Source organism: Paractinoplanes abujensis (assembly GCF_014204895.1).
In the GTDB taxonomy this organism is placed as follows: domain Bacteria; phylum Actinomycetota; class Actinomycetes; order Mycobacteriales; family Micromonosporaceae; genus Actinoplanes; species Actinoplanes abujensis.
In genome coordinates this window covers 7,483,953-7,498,827 of the sequence record NZ_JACHMF010000001.1, presented here as the reverse complement: position 1 = coordinate 7,498,827, position 14,875 = coordinate 7,483,953, and the positions used below count along the sequence as shown (strand labels likewise).

At 69.6% G+C, this 14,875-nt stretch carries 16 protein-coding genes; 4 read left to right on the top strand and 12 right to left on the bottom strand.

Annotated features, from left to right (window positions below; all coding sequences use genetic code 11):
* Positions 1-145 precede the first annotated feature (145 nt).
* Positions 146-367, bottom strand: a complete 222-nt coding sequence (locus tag BKA14_RS34435; RefSeq protein WP_184954938.1) for an SCO4848 family membrane protein — start codon at positions 365-367, stop codon at positions 146-148.
* A 12-nt stretch (positions 368-379) separates the two neighbouring features.
* On the bottom strand, positions 380-1,417 hold the full coding sequence (locus tag BKA14_RS34430; protein WP_184954937.1) for a hypothetical protein: 1,038 nt from the start codon (positions 1,415-1,417) through the stop codon (positions 380-382).
* A 98-nt stretch (positions 1,418-1,515) separates the two neighbouring features.
* On the opposite strand from BKA14_RS34430, the gene BKA14_RS34425 reads away from it, so the two are divergent.
* The gene (locus BKA14_RS34425) at positions 1,516-2,103 is read left to right on the top strand and encodes a TetR/AcrR family transcriptional regulator (protein ID WP_184954936.1); all 588 of its coding nucleotides are present in this window, start codon (positions 1,516-1,518) and stop codon (positions 2,101-2,103) included.
* On the opposite strand, the gene BKA14_RS34420 is transcribed toward BKA14_RS34425, so the two are convergent.
* From BKA14_RS34420 to trpS, 4 genes are read right to left on the bottom strand one after another with little or no spacing between them, the layout of a single operon-like run.
* A complete protein-coding gene (locus BKA14_RS34420; protein ID WP_184954935.1) occupies positions 2,100-2,504 on the bottom strand; it encodes a hypothetical protein in 405 nt (134 codons plus the stop codon). The genes BKA14_RS34425 and BKA14_RS34420 overlap by 4 nt on opposite strands.
* Positions 2,505-2,511: 7 nt before the next feature.
* Entirely contained in the window at positions 2,512-3,423 is a 912-nt protein-coding gene (locus BKA14_RS34415; RefSeq protein ID WP_184954934.1) for a YihY/virulence factor BrkB family protein, read from the bottom strand.
* 27 nt (positions 3,424-3,450) lie between these two features.
* Positions 3,451-3,990 (bottom strand): 2'-5' RNA ligase family protein, encoded by a 540-nt coding sequence (locus BKA14_RS34410; RefSeq protein ID WP_184954933.1) that lies wholly within the window; start codon positions 3,988-3,990, stop codon positions 3,451-3,453.
* Positions 3,991-3,995: 5 nt separating this feature from the next.
* Positions 3,996-5,018, bottom strand: a complete 1,023-nt coding sequence (gene trpS, locus BKA14_RS34405; RefSeq protein ID WP_184954932.1) for a tryptophan--tRNA ligase — start codon at positions 5,016-5,018, stop codon at positions 3,996-3,998.
* Between the two features lie 164 nt (positions 5,019-5,182).
* Between trpS and galE the strand changes: the two genes are divergently transcribed.
* From galE to BKA14_RS34390, 3 genes are read left to right on the top strand one after another with little or no spacing between them, the layout of a single operon-like run.
* On the top strand, positions 5,183-6,157 hold the full coding sequence (gene galE, locus BKA14_RS34400) for a UDP-glucose 4-epimerase GalE (RefSeq protein ID WP_184954931.1): 975 nt from the start codon (positions 5,183-5,185) through the stop codon (positions 6,155-6,157).
* Positions 6,154-7,284 (top strand): galactokinase, encoded by a 1,131-nt coding sequence (galK, locus tag BKA14_RS34395; RefSeq protein ID WP_184954930.1) that lies wholly within the window; start codon positions 6,154-6,156, stop codon positions 7,282-7,284. Before galE ends, galK begins: the two co-directional genes overlap by 4 nt.
* Positions 7,285-7,314: 30 nt before the next feature.
* The gene (locus BKA14_RS34390; protein WP_184954929.1) at positions 7,315-7,530 is read left to right on the top strand and encodes a hypothetical protein; all 216 of its coding nucleotides are present in this window, start codon (positions 7,315-7,317) and stop codon (positions 7,528-7,530) included.
* Here BKA14_RS34390 and BKA14_RS34385 read toward each other — a convergent pair.
* The 6 genes from BKA14_RS34385 to arfA form a co-directional block, all read right to left on the bottom strand.
* Positions 7,527-8,438 carry a glycoside hydrolase family 43 protein gene (locus BKA14_RS34385; RefSeq protein WP_184954928.1) on the bottom strand — a complete coding sequence of 304 codons (912 nt, stop codon included), beginning with the start codon at positions 8,436-8,438 and terminating at the stop codon, positions 7,527-7,529. The genes BKA14_RS34390 and BKA14_RS34385 overlap by 4 nt on opposite strands.
* A gap of 149 nt (positions 8,439-8,587) precedes the next feature.
* Positions 8,588-10,255 carry a glycoside hydrolase family 43 protein gene (locus tag BKA14_RS34380; RefSeq protein WP_184954927.1) on the bottom strand — a complete coding sequence of 556 codons (1,668 nt, stop codon included), beginning with the start codon at positions 10,253-10,255 and terminating at the stop codon, positions 8,588-8,590.
* Between the two features lie 2 nt (positions 10,256-10,257).
* A complete protein-coding gene (locus BKA14_RS34375; RefSeq protein ID WP_184954926.1) occupies positions 10,258-11,082 on the bottom strand; it encodes a carbohydrate ABC transporter permease in 825 nt (274 codons plus the stop codon).
* Positions 11,079-12,032 (bottom strand): carbohydrate ABC transporter permease, encoded by a 954-nt coding sequence (locus tag BKA14_RS34370; protein ID WP_184954925.1) that lies wholly within the window; start codon positions 12,030-12,032, stop codon positions 11,079-11,081. The genes BKA14_RS34375 and BKA14_RS34370 overlap by 4 nt, the downstream gene beginning before the upstream one ends.
* On the bottom strand, positions 12,022-13,359 hold the full coding sequence (locus BKA14_RS34365) for an ABC transporter substrate-binding protein (protein ID WP_184954924.1): 1,338 nt from the start codon (positions 13,357-13,359) through the stop codon (positions 12,022-12,024). Before BKA14_RS34365 ends, BKA14_RS34370 begins: the two co-directional genes overlap by 11 nt.
* Positions 13,356-14,813, bottom strand: a complete 1,458-nt coding sequence (gene arfA, locus BKA14_RS34360) for an arabinosylfuranosidase ArfA (protein WP_184954923.1) — start codon at positions 14,811-14,813, stop codon at positions 13,356-13,358. The genes BKA14_RS34365 and arfA overlap by 4 nt, the downstream gene beginning before the upstream one ends.
* Positions 14,814-14,875: the final 62 nt, after the last annotated feature.

The window sequence follows — 14,875 nt, the reverse complement described above, 5'->3', positions numbered from 1 at the left end:
CAGAACGGCGGCGGCACTTTGGACCGGACTGTTGGCGCACCGTTATCTGGCCGCAATCGCGCGGCGTTCAGGTCGTCGCTTCTATCCGGTACTGCGGCAAATCATCGGTCCCTGTGGTAACAGACCAGAAACTTTGCGGTGGCGGTCAGGATTTCCGCCAGGCTTTCACGCCCAGCACGCCGACAGTGGTGCCGACGGCCAGCGAGGCCACGATCAGCAGCGCGTGCACGAGCAGGAACGAGGTCGGCCGCCCGTCGGCCAACGAGCGGTCGTCCTTCCAGATGGCCAGGCCGAACCGGGGCCAGATGACCCACGTCCAGACCCCGACCGCCGTCAGGAAGACCGCCCATCGTTTCGTGATGACCATGTGGCCACTATGTCAGCGCGCGGTGACGAGTTCCTGGCGGGCCTCCACGGGCTCCGGGGCACTGTTCGCGACCAGTCCGCTGCGCCCGATCAAAGTCAAGATCAAGCCCGTTCCCGCGTACGCGGTGAGCACCGCGACGGCCTGGAAGGCGCCCGCGCCGTCGAAGTAGGCGGCCGACCGCACCAGCTGCGCTCCGGCGCCGATCGGCAGCCACTGCCCGACCTCGCCCCACGGCTGCGGCAGCAACTCGGGTGCGGCCGCGATGCCCGCGAGCGCGTTGCCGACCAGGAACATGATCAGCGCGCCGAGTCCCAGCCCGCCCCGCCCGAGCAGCGCCGCCAGCCCGGTCATGGCGGCCGAGACGGCCAGTGCGAACAGCCCCAGCGCGGCCGCGACGAGCAGATAGTCGCCGGGCAGGATGCCGAGCCAGCCCTGCTGCACGACGGCGGTCGCGAGCCCGGCCGACACCCCGTAGCTGAGCAGCGCGGCGAACCGGGCCACCCGCGTCCGGACGAGCAGGAAGATCAGCATCCCGGCCAGCAGGCTGGTGATGGCCAGCGGCAGGAACCCGCCCGCGAACCCGGTGCCGCGGGGGTCGTCCGCGTCGAGCGGCACGACGTCGCGCACCGGCACCTGCGGGCCGAGCCCGGCCGCGGCCTGGGTGAGCAGCGCCGAGACGGTGGGCGAGGCGGCCGAGGCGACGTGCACCTCGGGCCCGGCCGCGGTGACGAGGATCGCCCCGTACACCTCCCGGTTCTTGATCGCAGTGTCGGCCGCGGCCGCATCGGCGACGGTCGTGACCGCGAAGGCCCCGGGGTGCTCGGCCTCGAGGCGAGCGGCGATCGCGCCCGGGCCGGGGACCGCAGCGCCGCCCGCCGGGCTCGCGCCGCCCGCCGGGCCCGCGTCGGCGGGCGGGCCGGCTACCGCGATGGGCAGGTCGCGGGGCGCGAGGTTGGCGGCCGGGGCGGCGAAGAGCGGGACCAGCAGGGCTTGGACGGCCACCACGACGATCGCGATGAGCACGCCGAGGGTGAGGGGCGAGCGGCGCATGATCTCTCCTAAAACGAATGCTCGTTCTTTTATGTGCTCAGCATGTTCCTCGCCACTGGCAGCCGTCAAGAACGAGCGTTCGTTTTATGATGTGGGACGTGCCACGCGTCTCCGAAGACCACTTGACTGCCCGCCGCGAGCAGATCCTCGTCGCGGCCCGCGCCTGCTTCCTGCGCAAGGGCCTGCACCACACCTCGATGCAGGACCTGATCAAGGAGGCCGGCCTCTCGGTGGGCGCGGTCTACCGCTACTTCAAGTCCAAGGACGAGATCATCGCGGCCATCGCCGAGGGAGTGGTCGGCGGCATCAGCGAGCAGATCGACCGGATCGCCGACCGCCGGCTGCCGTTGTTCGACTCGCTGGCCCTGATCCTCGACGTCATCGACGAGCAGACCCGGCCCGAGGGCGCGATGCCGATCGCGCTGCAGGTGTGGGCCGAGTCGACGATCGACCCGGCGATCAGCCGCATCGTGAACGACCGCTACCGCGGGCTGCGGGGCCGGCTCCGGGTGCTGGTCGAGCACGCCGCGGAAAGCGGCGAGCTGCCCCCGGGGGCCGACGTCGACGAGGTGACAAGCGCGTTCTACGCGATGATCCCCGGTTACGGCCTGCAGCGGCTCCTGCTGGGCGACCTCGACAAGCACAGCTTCCTGCGCGGGGTGCGGGCCCTCTACGACGTGCGTTAGACGGTGGTCAGCCGGGCGGCGATGCGCGACCAGCCCGCGCGCACCTCGGCCTCGGTGGGCGGCCGGCCCGGGCGCACCCGGCGGGTCTCGTACTCCTCGGCCGTCTCGGTCTCGGCGTCGGCGTCGGCGTCGACGGGGGCCTCCACGGCTGCGCGGGCCAGCTCGATCTCGTCGCGGATGGACTCGGCGTCGGGGCGTGGCAGCAGCGGCTCGACCACCGCCATCAGGTCCTCGTCGGCCACGACGGCCTGAGCCAGCGCGAGGGCGTGGGCGCGCTCGTACGGGCCGCAGACGACCGGCTCCCAGTCCTCCTCGTCACCGATCGACCCGATCGTGATGACCCAGGGAAGGTCGGCCACCGGCGAACCGGCGGGCAGGTCCAACGTCACGAGAGTGCCCACGGGGCCATCATTCCGGGCTGGTGTGCCGAATCCAGGTGTTTTGCCCCACGGGAGCACTTTTATCGTCAGCTGACAGGTCCACGACCCGACCGTGCGGGCTGGTCGCCGCCCAGGCCGCTCCGAACAGCAGCAACTGGTTGAAGACGTACAGGTAGACCAGCACGCCGACGGCCGAGCCGACCAGTCCGTAAGCCGGATTGCGCTGCACCAGGTCGACGAAGGATTTGCCGACCGTGTTGAGCAGCATCAGCCCGATGCCGACCTGCAGCACCGGCGGGGCCATCCGGCGCACTGTCATCCGCAGCCTCGGCACCGCGGCCAGCAGCGCCGCCGCCAGCAACATGTTGACGGCGATCCGGAGCACGTATTCGACAGCGGTCTGGATGAAGCCGTCGGCCATCCAGTCGAGCAGCAGCTCGAGGCCGTACACGGCGAGCTGGGTGAGTGCCAGCAACGTGAGGACGCCCAGCAGCACCATCAGGTCGAGCACCTGCCGGACGCCGATGTAGCCGGGCTGCTCGTTGAGGCGCCAGATCAGCCGCTGCGACGAGCGGATCGCCTCCACCCACGCGATGCCGGTGAAGGTCAGGCCGACGATGCCCACGATGCCGACCGTGCGGCCGCTCTCCAGGATCGCCCCGATGTCGAGGAAGGGCAGATTTTCCCGGAGGAAGTCGCGGACGATGTCGAACAGGTCCTGATTGTTGTTGAGCAGGATGCCGAAGATCGAATAGCCGATCAGCAGCAGCGCGAACACGGCGAAGAATCCGTAGTACGCAATCGCCGCGGCCAGTCGTCCGCCCTGCACGTCGATGTAGCGCACGACGGCCCGGCTGAGGTGATCGAAGTATCGGGACCGGTGCCGGAGCCACATGATGCGGGCCTCGGCCGCGTCGTACGCCCGATCGATCGGATTCACGCGCCGACCGTAACCGACGTCACGTGCTCAGTCGCCCGGACCACCGAGGGTGTAATCCCGGCGGCGCCGCCACGGGCCCTCGCCGCCGTGCGAGAACAGGGTGAACGCCGGCACGTGGAACTTCGCCGAGAAGCCGGCCAGGTCGTCGAAGACCGCGTCCAGTGCCTCGGACGGCACGTCCTGGGCCACCGTCACGTGCGGGTGGTAGGGGAAGCGGGAGCCGCGGTTCACGTCGTCGGTGCTGACGATCGCCTCGGCCAGCAGCTCGCACTCGCTGATGCCGACTGCCAGCGTCACGAAGACCACCTCGGTGACCGGCCGGAACGTGCCCGTGCCGCGCAGGTGGATCGTGAACGGCAGCTGGGCCGCGGCCACCGTCTCGAGGTGCTTCTCGATGCGGGGCAGGGCCTCGGTGCGCACCTCGGTCGGGCCGAGCAGCGTCACGTGGGCCGGGGTGTAGGCCGCCTGCGGGTCGCCGGCCTCGGCGCGGCGCCGGGTGAGCAGCTCGCCCCAGGGCTCGGGGATGTCGATCGCGACGCCTATGCGGGTCGTGGCGGGGTCGGTCAAGGCGGTCAGGCCCCGCGAGCAGGACTGAGGAAACCGATGTTCCGGTACGACTCGGCCAACGTCACCGAGGCGACCGCACGGGCCTTCTCGGCGCCGATCGCGAGCACCTTGTCGAGGTGGCCCGGGTCCTCCAGGTAGGCCCGGGTGCGCTCCTGCACCGGCTTGACGAAATCGGCCACGATCTCGGCCAGGTCCTTCTTGAGGTCGCCGTAGCCACGACCCTCGTACTGCTCGAGCAGTTCGTCTATGGTCCGCATGGTGAGCGCGGCGTAGATCGTGAGCAGGTTGCTGACGCCGGGCTTGTTCTCCTCGTCGTAGAGGATCTCGCGGCCGGTGTCGGTGACCGCCGACTTGATCTTCTTGGCCGAACGGGCCGGGTCCTCCAGCAGCTCGATGATGCCGTTGGGCGAGGAGGCCGACTTCGACATCTTGGCCGTCGGGTCCTGCAGGTCGGTGATCTTGGCCGTGTCCTTCAGGATGAACGGCGCGGGCACCGTGAACGTGCGGCCGAAGCGGGTGTTGAACCGCTGCGCCAGGTCGCGGGTCAGCTCGAGGTGCTGCCGCTGATCCTCGCCCACCGGCACCTGGTCGGCCTGGTAGAGCAGGATGTCGGCGGCCTGCAGGATCGGGTAGGTGAACAGGCCCACCGTCGTCGTGTCGGCGGCCTTGGCCGACTTGTCCTTGAACTGCACCATCCGGCCGGCCTCGCCGAAGCCGGTGATGCAGCTGAGCACCCAGCCGAGCTGCGCGTGCTCGGGCACGTGGGACTGGACGAACAGTGTGCAGCGCTCGGGGTCGAGGCCGAGGGCCAGCAGCTGGGCGGCCGAGATGCGCGTGCGCTGGCGCAGGGCCTCCGGGTCGTGCCCCATGGTGATCGCATGCAGGTCGACCACGCAGTAATACGCGTCGTGGGTGTCCTGCAACGCCACCCAGTTGCGCACGGCGCCCAGATAGTTGCCGAGGTGGAACGAGTCGGCAGTCGGCTGAATGCCGGAAAGCACGCGTGGGCGGCGGGCGACATCGGACATGCCGACCATTGTGACAGTCGGGTGCGGCGCTGAGCGAACCGCCTCAGCCCTGAGGCCCGATGTTTGAAACTGTTGACTTGTGATCGGATGTGGTGGAACCATTCAAGAAGTCCGGCGACTGCCTACGCTTGCCGGAGGACCACTCTGCGAAGGGGTACCGCGCCGTGAAACTGCTCGTCACCGGGGGCGCCGGCTACGTCGGCAGCGTCACCAGCCGACTGCTGCTGGACGCCGGCCACGAGGTCACCGTCCTCGACAACCTGGTCACCGGTTTCCGGGCCGCGGTGGCGCCCGAAGCCACCTTCGTCGAGGCCGACATCGCCGACGCCGCCCAGGTGCTCACCCCTGGCTCCGGGTTCGACGCGGTGCTGCACTTCGCCGGGCTGATCGCGGCCGGCGAGTCGATGGCCAAGCCCGAGAAGTACTGGCACGACAACGTGGTGAAGTCGCTCGCCCTGCTCGACGCGGTGCGCGCGGCCGGGGTTCCGCGGTTCATCTTCTCCTCCACCGCCGCCGTCTACGGCAACCCGGTCGAGCTGCCGATCACCGAGGCCGCGGTCAAGGCCCCCACCAACACGTACGGGGCGACCAAGCTGACCTTCGACCACGCGCTCACCTCCGAGGCGTTCGCACATCAGCTGGCCGCCGTCTCGCTGCGCTACTTCAACGTCGCGGGAGCCTACATCGCCGACGGGCACGAGATCGGCGAGCGGCACGACCCCGAGACCCACCTCATCCCGATCACCCTGCAGGTGGCCGCGGGCAAGCGCGAGAAGCTGCAGATCTTCGGCGACGACTACCCCACGGTCGACGGCACCTGCGTGCGTGACTACATCCACGTGCAGGACCTGGCCCGCGCCCACCTGCTCGCGCTCGACGCGGCCACGGCAGGCGAGCACCGCATCTACAACCTGGGCAACGGCAACGGCTTCTCCAACAAGCAGGTCGTCGAGGTGGCCCGCGAGGTCACCGGGGTCGACCTGCCGGTCGAGATCGCGCCGCGCCGTGAGGGCGACCCGGCCACGCTGGTCGCGTCGTCGGCCCGGGCTCGCGAGGAGCTGGGCTGGGTGCCCGAGAAGAACACACTGCAGGCCATGATCGGCGACGCCTGGTCCTTCTACCGCTCGCACGTCGCATGAACGCCCAGGACGCGTTCCGCAAGGAGTACGGCGCCGAGCCCAGCGGGCTGTGGGCCGCCCCCGGCCGGGTCAACCTGATCGGCGAGCACACCGACTACAACGACGGCTTCGTGCTGCCCTTCGCGCTGCCGCAGCGCACCGTGGCCGCGGTCGGCCCGGCCCCGGCCGGCGAGTGGACCGTGTGTTCGACGTCGCAGGACGAGGCGGTCAGCTTCGGCCGCACCGAGCCGGGCGAGGTGACCGGCTGGGCGGCGTACGTCGCCGGGGTCGTCTGGGCCCTCCGGGAGGCGGGTCACGACGTGCCCGGCGCACGCATCGCCGTCGACTCCGACGTGCCGCTGGGCTCGGGTCTGTCGTCGTCGGCCGCGCTCGAGTCGTCGGTACTGACCGCGCTGGTCGACCTGGGCGGGCTCGACGTGCCGCTCGAGCAGCGACCGGCGATCGCCCAGCGGGCCGAGAACGTCTACGTCGGCGCGCCCACCGGCATCCTCGACCAGTCCGCGTCGATCCGGTGCCGTGAGGGCCACGCGCTGTTCCTCGACTGCCGGTCCTACGAGGTCGAGCACATCCCGTTCGACCTGGCCGCCGAGGGCCTGGCCATCCTGGTGATCAACAGCAACGCCCCGCACCAGCACGTCGACGGGGAGTACGGCGCCCGCCGCAAGTCGTGCGAGGAGGCCGCGCGCATCCTGGGCGTGCCCGCGCTGCGCGACATCACCGGCGCCGAGCTCGACGACGCCCTGGCCCGCCTGGACGACGAGGTCATGCGCCGCCGCGTGCGCCACATCGTCACCGAGGACGACCGCGTGCTCGAGACGGTGCAGCTGCTCAAGGCCGGGCAGGTGCGCGAGATCGGGCCGCTGCTGACCGCCTCGCACGCCTCGATGCGCGACGACTTCGAGATCACCGTGGCCCAGGTCGACCTCGCCGTCGACACCGCTCTGGAGGTGGGGGCGTACGGCGCGCGGATGACCGGGGGTGGCTTCGGCGGCTGCGTGCTGGCCCTGATCGACGCGGACAAGGCGGACGTCGTGACCGGTGCGGTCGAGCAGGCGTACGCGGAAGCGGGTTTCACACCCCCGACCGCGTGGACCGTCACCGCGGGGCCGGGCGCCACGAAGCTTTAGGTCGCCGCCCCACCGGGTAACCGGTGGGGCATGACCACTTCGCAGGGCAACGAACAGCGCAACGAGCAGGACAAAGAGCACGACGAGCCCAACGAGTTCGGTTTCGCCGGCGGGGCCACCGCGCCCGAGCCCGAGCGAGGCACCGGGGAAGGCCTCGGCGAGGACATCGCCGTGCCCGCGGGCGACCTCACCGGCGCGATCACCGGGGCCATCGAGGAGGCCACCGAGCGCGACGAGAAGTCCTAGTTCGGGGCCGGCTGCTCCTCCACCGTCGGGCCCTTCACCACGGGACGGCCGTCGACCCAGTCCACCCGGTCGAGCCAGAGCTGCCGGCCGGGTGCGACGCTGCCGACCGCGCTGGGCGGCCACGCGTGATAGAGCAGCCACGACTCGCCGGCCGGTGTGGTCACCAGAAAGCCGTGACCGGGCCCGGCCGCGGCCGGTGAGGTGTGCAGGATCGGGTTCTCCGCCGCTTTGACGCACGGGCCGAGCGGACCCTCGCAGGTGGCGTAGCCCAGGGCGTACTCCTCCTTGTCGAACGCGTTGGCCGAGTAGAACAGATAGAGCCGGCCGTCGTGCCGCACCATCTGCGGCGCCTCGATGACGTGCGCCTCCCACCCGGCGTCGTTGACCAGCAGCTGCTTGGACTCGCCGCTGATCGTGCGGCCGTCCTCGCTGAGCCGGGCGCCGTAGAGGTAGGTGGGCTGCCCGATCGCGTTGCCGTCGTTCTTCCAGTAGAGCCAGCGGTCACCGTTGTCGCCGGTGAACGGGCTGGCGTCGATCGAGCCACCCTCGTCGGCCTGGCAGACCAGCGGCTCTTCGCTCTCGTCGACGAACGGCCCGCCCGGCTGGTCGGCCGTGGCGACACCGATGCACTGCACGTTCGTCTTCGTCGAGCGGGCTGTGTAATAGAGCAGATAAGTGCCGCCCGGCCCTTCGATCACCTCGGGCGCCCACGTGTTGCCGGCCGTGGCCCACTTGCCGACCTGCGGCAGCGCGTCCCCGGCGGGCTTCCAGTTCACGAGGTCGGGCGAGGTCAGGACGGGCACATTGCCGGTGGGGCCATTGGTCCCGTACGCGTACCAGGTCTCGCCGACCCGCATCGCCCCCGGATCAGGGAAATTATCCGTATAGACGGGATTGGTGAAGCTCACTCCCTGCCCCTCATCCGACGTTTCCGATTTGTCAGCGGCGGGGGTGGCCGGCGAATTGCCGGCCGAGCAGCCGCCGACGAGCAACGCCGCGACCAGCACCGCCCGTGCCGGCCCCGCCGCCCGCGCCCGCCTCGCCGTCCGCCCCCACCTCACCACTTGTAGAACCGCAGATAGTCGAACGACGCGGTGACCGCCGGCTCCGCGCCGCCGTGCGCGACCAGGCCGATCCGGGGCGAACTGTCAGCGGGCAGCGTCCACACTCCACCCCACGTCCAGCGCTTGCCGTCGCGGCTGATCCCCGCCCGGTACTCGTGCTCGCCGTTGGCCGGATCGACCCGATGGGCCAGCCGCAACCATGTCACCGTCTCTCCCGGTGCGCCCACGATAGTGCCGCCGTACGACAGGTTCCCCGCGTACGGCATCTCCTTGCCGAACTCCACCTGCCGCGTGTTCCAGATGGCCACGGCACTCAGGCGCGCGAAGAGGTCGTCGTTCGCGTAGGCGATGAGCCCGGCCTGCTGATAGTTGCGCACCACGTCCTCGCCCAGCGGCAACGTCAGCTTCGTCTCGGCGATCCACCGGCCGTTCGGGGGCGTACGCAGCAGCACGCCCGCGTTGTTGGAGGTGCCGGTCAGGTCGGCGCCCTGCACGGGCCAGCGCAGCTGTCCCCCGCTGACGGTCGCGGCCGGATCGGGCCGGACGAAGTCCCACGCCGTGCTCAGGTTGTCGAAATTGTCCGACACGAGGAGCTTGCCCGGGCTGGGCGTGGAGGCCGGCGGGGTGTCGCGCTTGTCGGCGGCCCATGCTCCGCGGTTGACCGTGGGCCAGCCGCCGATCCAGTCCAGCCGGTCGATCAGCATCGGACGCTCGTTGATGCCGTACGGCTCGTCCAGGTAGGGGTCGTTGCGGTCGATCGCGTGGTAGACGAGCCAGTCCTGGCCGCGCCGATCGGTGATCAGTCCGTTGTGGCCGGTGCCGACCCAGCGGTTGCCGTTGGGCGCGATCACCGGGGTGCCGCCCGCCCGTGAGACGTCGAGCCGCAGGCCGTCGCGGTCGGTGAACGGGCCCAGCGGGCTTCGCGACCGCCCCACCGACACGGAGTATCCGGTGGTCGGACCGGCGCAGCAGTTGGCCGACGACGCGAACAGGTAGTAGAAGCCGTCCCGGCGTACGACGTACGCGCCCTCGAACTTGTTGTCGATCGCCACGCGCGTCGGGGTGCCCGTGATCCGCAGGCCGTCCGCGGTGAGCTCGCTGACCCAGATGCCACCGAAGTAGCTGCCGTAGTACAGGTACTTCTGGCCGTTCGGGGTGGTCAGCTGGGCCGGGTCGAACGTCCACCACCAACCCCCGTCGGGGGCGGCTCGTGGGGGTACGGCCGGTTGCGGGGCCCAGGTCCACGGTCCGGTCGGCTGGGGCGCGGTCGCCACCCCGATCGCCGAGGCGCCGGCCGCGGTGGTCGTCTCGGTCACGGTCGCGTAGAGCACCCACCGGTTGCCGATCTTGCGGACGTCGGGCGCCCACAGCGAGGCGTTGGCCGCGGCGTACGGAGGCAGGTCACCGAAGGCGTCACCCACGTACTTCCAGCTCTTGAGGTCGGCCGAGCGCGCGATCGGGATGCGGTGCGCGACCTTCTCGCCCTCGCGCAGCGGGTCGGTCGTGCCGTAGGCGTAGTAGAACCCGTCGTCGCCGCGGACGATCACCGGGTCGGCGAAGGTGTCCGCGAACGACGCCGAGGCGGGGACGGGGAGGCGGGCGCCGGCGGTCAGAGCCAGCAGCGTGATCACCGCGGCGAGCGCGGCCGTCAGGCGTCGCATGATCATCCTTTCAGGCCGGAACGGGAGACTCCCTCGATCACGTAGCGCTGCGCCACCACGAACAGCAGCAGCACCGGGACGCTGGCGACCAGCGCGCCGGCCATGATCACGGGATAGTTGATCGTGTAGGCGCCCTGCAGGATGGCCAAGCCGGGCGGCAGCGTGAACTGCTCGGGGCTGAACAGCACATAGATCGGCCAGATGAAGTCGTTCCAGTTGGTCAGGAAGCTGATCACGGCCAGCGTGGCCAGGGCGGGCTTGGACAGTGGGAGCACGACCCGGGTGAAGATCTGCCAGGAGTTGGCCCCCTCGAGCACGGCCGCCTCCTCCAGCTCGCGGGGCAGGCTGAGGAAGAACTGCCGCAGGAAGAAGACGCCGAACGCGCCCGCCGCCCCCGGGATGATCAGGGCCCACAGCGTGTCGAGCATGCCGAACCGGTCGACGATGAGGAAGTTCGGGATGATCAGCACGAAGCTCGGGATGAACAGCGTTCCGATGATCATTCCGAAGATCAGCCGCTTGCCCCGGAAGTCGAGCCGGGCCAGCGCGTACGCGGCCATCGAGGCGATCGTCAGCACGAGCACGGCCTGGCCGGTGGCGGCCAGCACGCTGTTGAGGAACCAGCGCAGCACCGGCGTCTGCGAATTGCCCAGCAGCGTGTCGAAGGCGCCGGTGGTCGGCTCCTCCGGGAACACCGTGGGCGGCACCCGGGTCGCCTCGCCGGGCGACTTGAACGTGGTCAGCAGCATCCACACCAGGGGCGCGACAAAGATCAGACTGAGCCCGATCAGGACGGTGTACCAAGCGATCGGCTTCGCGCGCCTCATGAGTCCTTCTCCCGGAACAGTCGGAAGACGAGCAGGCTGATCAGCAACAGGGCCGCGGTGAGCAGGTAACTCATGGCGGCGGCACTGCCCATCTTGTAGTCGCTCAGGCCGACCTGGGCGATGTACATGATCGCCGTACGGGTCTCGGTGCCCGGCGCGCCCTGCGTGATCAGATAGGACTGGCCGAACATGTTGGCCGACACCAGGATCGTGTTGACCGTGACGAACAGCAGCACCGGGCGCAGGCCGGGCAGTGTCACATGCCGGAACTCGGCCCACTTGCCGCCGCCGTCGATCCGCGCCGCCTCGTACAGCTCACGCGGGATGTCCTGCAGCCCGGCCAGGTAGATGACCGCGTTGAAGCCGAGCGTCCACCACACGGTCACGCCGACGAGCGTCACCCAGCCCCACGGCAGCGCGGTGGTCCACGGCGTGTCCCCCGGCAGCCCGACCGCGCCCAGGATCGCGTTGACCACGCCCAGGTTGGGGTCGAGCAGGAACCGCCAGAGCACGCCGATCACTGCCACCCCGAGCACGTACGGGGCGAAGTAGATGGCCCGGAAGATCGTGCGGCCCTTGAACTTGCGGTTGAGCAGCAACGCCAGCATCAGCGGGACGACGAGCAGGAGCGGCACGCTGAGGAGCGTGAAGATGCCGGTCGCCGACATGCTCTCCCAGAAGAAGCTGTAGACCGCCGAGCTGGAGTCGAACAGCGCCTGGTAGTTGTCCAGCCCCACGAACGGCTTGCCGGGCAGCAGGTAGTCCCAGTCGTGCAGGCTGATCCACAGGCCGTACACCGCCGGCGCGAGCACGAAGGTCGCGAAGACGACGAAGTACGGCAGCAGGAACAGGTACGGCGTCAGTGGTCCGTTACGCCGCACCCGGCCGCCGGCGTGGGCCTCGTCAGCCTGCGCCGGCGGCGTACGGGTGAGTGCCGTCTCAGCTGCCATACTTCTTGGCGTTCTGCTCCAGGAGCTGGTTGGCCTTGGCGGCGCCGTCGGAGAGCGCCTTGGCCGGCTCCTTGCGTCCGAGAACTGCCTCGTTGATCGCCGTGACCATGGTGGCCATCACGTCGGCGATGCCGGGCTTGGGCGGCAGGAAGTGCAGGTAGTCGATCTGCGTACCGATCGCCGACTGCTCGGGCAGGGCCTTGAACTCGGCGCCGTTGCGGATCTCGGCGCGGGCCGGCACCTGGCCGCCACGGGCCCACTCGATCGAGTGCTGACTGATCCAGTTGATGAAGACCTTGCCCGCGGCCAGCTTGTTGTCGTCCTTTGCCTTCTGCTTGAACTGCACGAACTGGTGCGAGCCGGCCCAGGCCGCCTTCTGCGACCCGATCTGCGGCAGCGGCGCCACGCCCCACTCGAGGTTCTTGTCCTCCTTGAGCGTGTTGATAGTCCAGATGCCGTTCCAGTTGAAGGCGTTCTTGCCGTTGCGCAGCGCGATGATGTCGGCGTCCTGGGCCACGTTCTTGGGGCTGTAGCCGTTCTTGATGTGGTCGGTCATCCAGGTCAGCGCCTTGACGCCCGGGTCCTCAGCGAAGAGCGCCTTACTGGCCTGGTCGTCGAAGAGGTTGCCGCCGAACTGCCAGAGCAGCGACTGGAACTGCATGCTGCCGGTGAACTCGAACGGGGTGACCCAGTCGCCCTGAATGCCCTTGGCCTTCATCGACTCCAGTGCCGCCTGATACTCGTCGTCAGTCGTCGGGGGCTTCTCGGGGTCGAGGCCGCCCTTCTCCATCACCGTCTTGTTGTAGAAGAAGCCGAGCGGGTGCACGTCGAGCGGGATCGCGTAGCGGGTGTTGTTGTAGACCCCCGCGTTCCAGACCGGCGGCGAGAAGTCCTCGGCCTTGAAGTCGAGCGCCTTGGCCAGGTCCTCCAGCGGCAGGATGACGCCGCGGGCGGCGTTGGTCGACACGTGGTCGACGTGCATGATGCCCACGTCGGGGCCGTTGCCGGTGGCCACGGCGGCCGGCGTCTTCTGGTAGTAGTCGGCCCACTGGTAGGTGTTCATCGACACCTTGATGTTGGGGTGCTCGGTGTTGAACTGGTCGACCAGCTTCTTCATGAACGGGCCGTCGCCACCGGTGAAGCCGTTCCAGAAGGCCAGCGCCACGTTCGGTCCGGTGTAGCTGGTCGCGGCGGGTGCGGCGTTCTGCCCGCCCCCGGTGACCTTCTCGTTGGGGCCGCTGTCGCCGCAGGCGCTGAGGAAGACAGCTCCCCCGGCGCCCAGGCCGAGGCCGAGCACGCCCCGGCGGGAGAAGTTTTTATCGATCATCGTGACTCCTCGGGAGTAAGGCACAGCACGTGCCAGGAGACGGGCGGTAGGAGGATCTCTTCGGCGGGCGCCTGCTCGACCGGCTCGGGCCGGTCCGAGGTGAGCGCCAGATGCTGGGTCAGCCGATGCCGCGGGAAGGCCCGCAGGTCGACGGTGAGCGGCACCGGCTCGGTGCCACGGTTGACGACGAAGACGCTGAGCCGGCCGGTCTGCTCGTCGTGGGTGGCCACGGCGTCGACGGCGGGCACGTCGCCGAAGCGCCCGGTGCTCATCGACGGGCTGGTGAGGGCCGGACGCAGCACGGTTCCCCGGGCCAGCCGCGCAGTGTGCGCGAACGGGTGGAAGATCGTCTGCCGCCAGGCCTCGCCGCCGGCCCGGGTGCGGATCGGCGCGATCACGTTGACCAGCTGCGCCTGACAGCCGACGGTGAGCCGGTCGGCGTGCCGCAGCATGCTGATCAGCAGGTTGCCCACGACCACGGCGTCCGTGCCGTTGTAGTCGTCCTCGATCAGCGCCGGGATCTCCTCGATGTCGCGGTCCTCGGGCTCGGTGAACCGCGACTGGTACCAGACGTTCCACTCGTCGAGCGAGAGCTTGATCCGCTTGCTCCGGCGCAGCTTGGCCCGTACGTGGTCGGCAGTGGAGATCACGTTCTCGATGAAGCCGTCGAGGTCGACCGCGGACGCCCGGAAGCTGGCCTCGTCGTGCTTCTCGGGGTCGTAGTACGTGTGCAGCGAGATGTAGTCGACCTGGTCGTAGGCGTGCTCGAGGACCGTCGCCTCCCACGCCGCGAAGGTCGGCATGTCCGAGTTGGAGCTGCCACAGGCGACCAGCTCGATGGTCGGGTCGACGCGACGCATGGCGTGGCCGGCCCGGGTGGCCAGGCGGCCGTACTCCTCGGCGGTCAGGCTGCCGATCTGCCACGGTCCGTCCATCTCGTTGCCGAGACACCACATCCGTACGTCGTGGGGCTGCGCCACGCCGTGCTTGCGGCGCAGGTCGGCGGCGGCCGTGCCGTCGGCCAGGTTGCAGTACTCGACCAGCTCGGCGGCGGCCTCGATGCCCCGGGTGCCCAGGTTGACCGCCATCATCGGCTCCACGCCGGCCAGCGAGGCCCAGCGCATGAACTCGTTGAGCCCGAAGGCGTTGCTCTCCAGGCTGCGCCAGGCCAGGTCGAGCCGGCGGGGGCGGTCGCCGCGCGGGCCGACGCCGTCCTCCCAGCGGTAGTTGGAGACGAAATTGCCGCCGGGGTAACGGACCGTGGTGACGCCGAGCTCGCGGACCAGGTCCAGCACGTCCTGCCGCAGGCCGTCGTCGTCGGCGGAGGGGTGACCCGGCTCGAAGATTCCGGTGTAGACGCACCGGCCCATGTGTTCGACGAACGAGCCGAACAGCCGGGGATCGACGGGAGCGATCCGGAACGCGGGGTCGAGGGTGAGCTGCGCCACTGCCATGCAGAGTTTTTACAACGTTGGATTCAACGTTGTAAAGAGGTCGCCGAGAACATCCTGAAACA

Coding starts and splice junctions, on each gene's coding strand:
- BKA14_RS34435 (WP_184954938.1), bottom strand. CDS start 367: ATGGTCATCACGAAACGATGGGCGGTCTTCCTGACGGCGGTCGGGGTC.
- BKA14_RS34430 (WP_184954937.1), bottom strand. CDS start 1,417: ATGCGCCGCTCGCCCCTCACCCTCGGCGTGCTCATCGCGATCGTCGTG.
- trpS (WP_184954932.1), bottom strand. CDS start 5,018: ATGTCCGATGTCGCCCGCCGCCCACGCGTGCTTTCCGGCATTCAGCCG.
- galK (WP_184954930.1), top strand. CDS start 6,154: ATGAACGCCCAGGACGCGTTCCGCAAGGAGTACGGCGCCGAGCCCAGC.
- BKA14_RS34390 (WP_184954929.1), top strand. CDS start 7,315: ATGACCACTTCGCAGGGCAACGAACAGCGCAACGAGCAGGACAAAGAG.
- BKA14_RS34380 (WP_184954927.1), bottom strand. CDS start 10,255: ATGCGACGCCTGACGGCCGCGCTCGCCGCGGTGATCACGCTGCTGGCT.
- BKA14_RS34375 (WP_184954926.1), bottom strand. CDS start 11,082: ATGAGGCGCGCGAAGCCGATCGCTTGGTACACCGTCCTGATCGGGCTC.
- BKA14_RS34370 (WP_184954925.1), bottom strand. CDS start 12,032: ATGGCAGCTGAGACGGCACTCACCCGTACGCCGCCGGCGCAGGCTGAC.
- BKA14_RS34365 (WP_184954924.1), bottom strand. CDS start 13,359: ATGATCGATAAAAACTTCTCCCGCCGGGGCGTGCTCGGCCTCGGCCTG.
- arfA (WP_184954923.1), bottom strand. CDS start 14,813: ATGGCAGTGGCGCAGCTCACCCTCGACCCCGCGTTCCGGATCGCTCCC.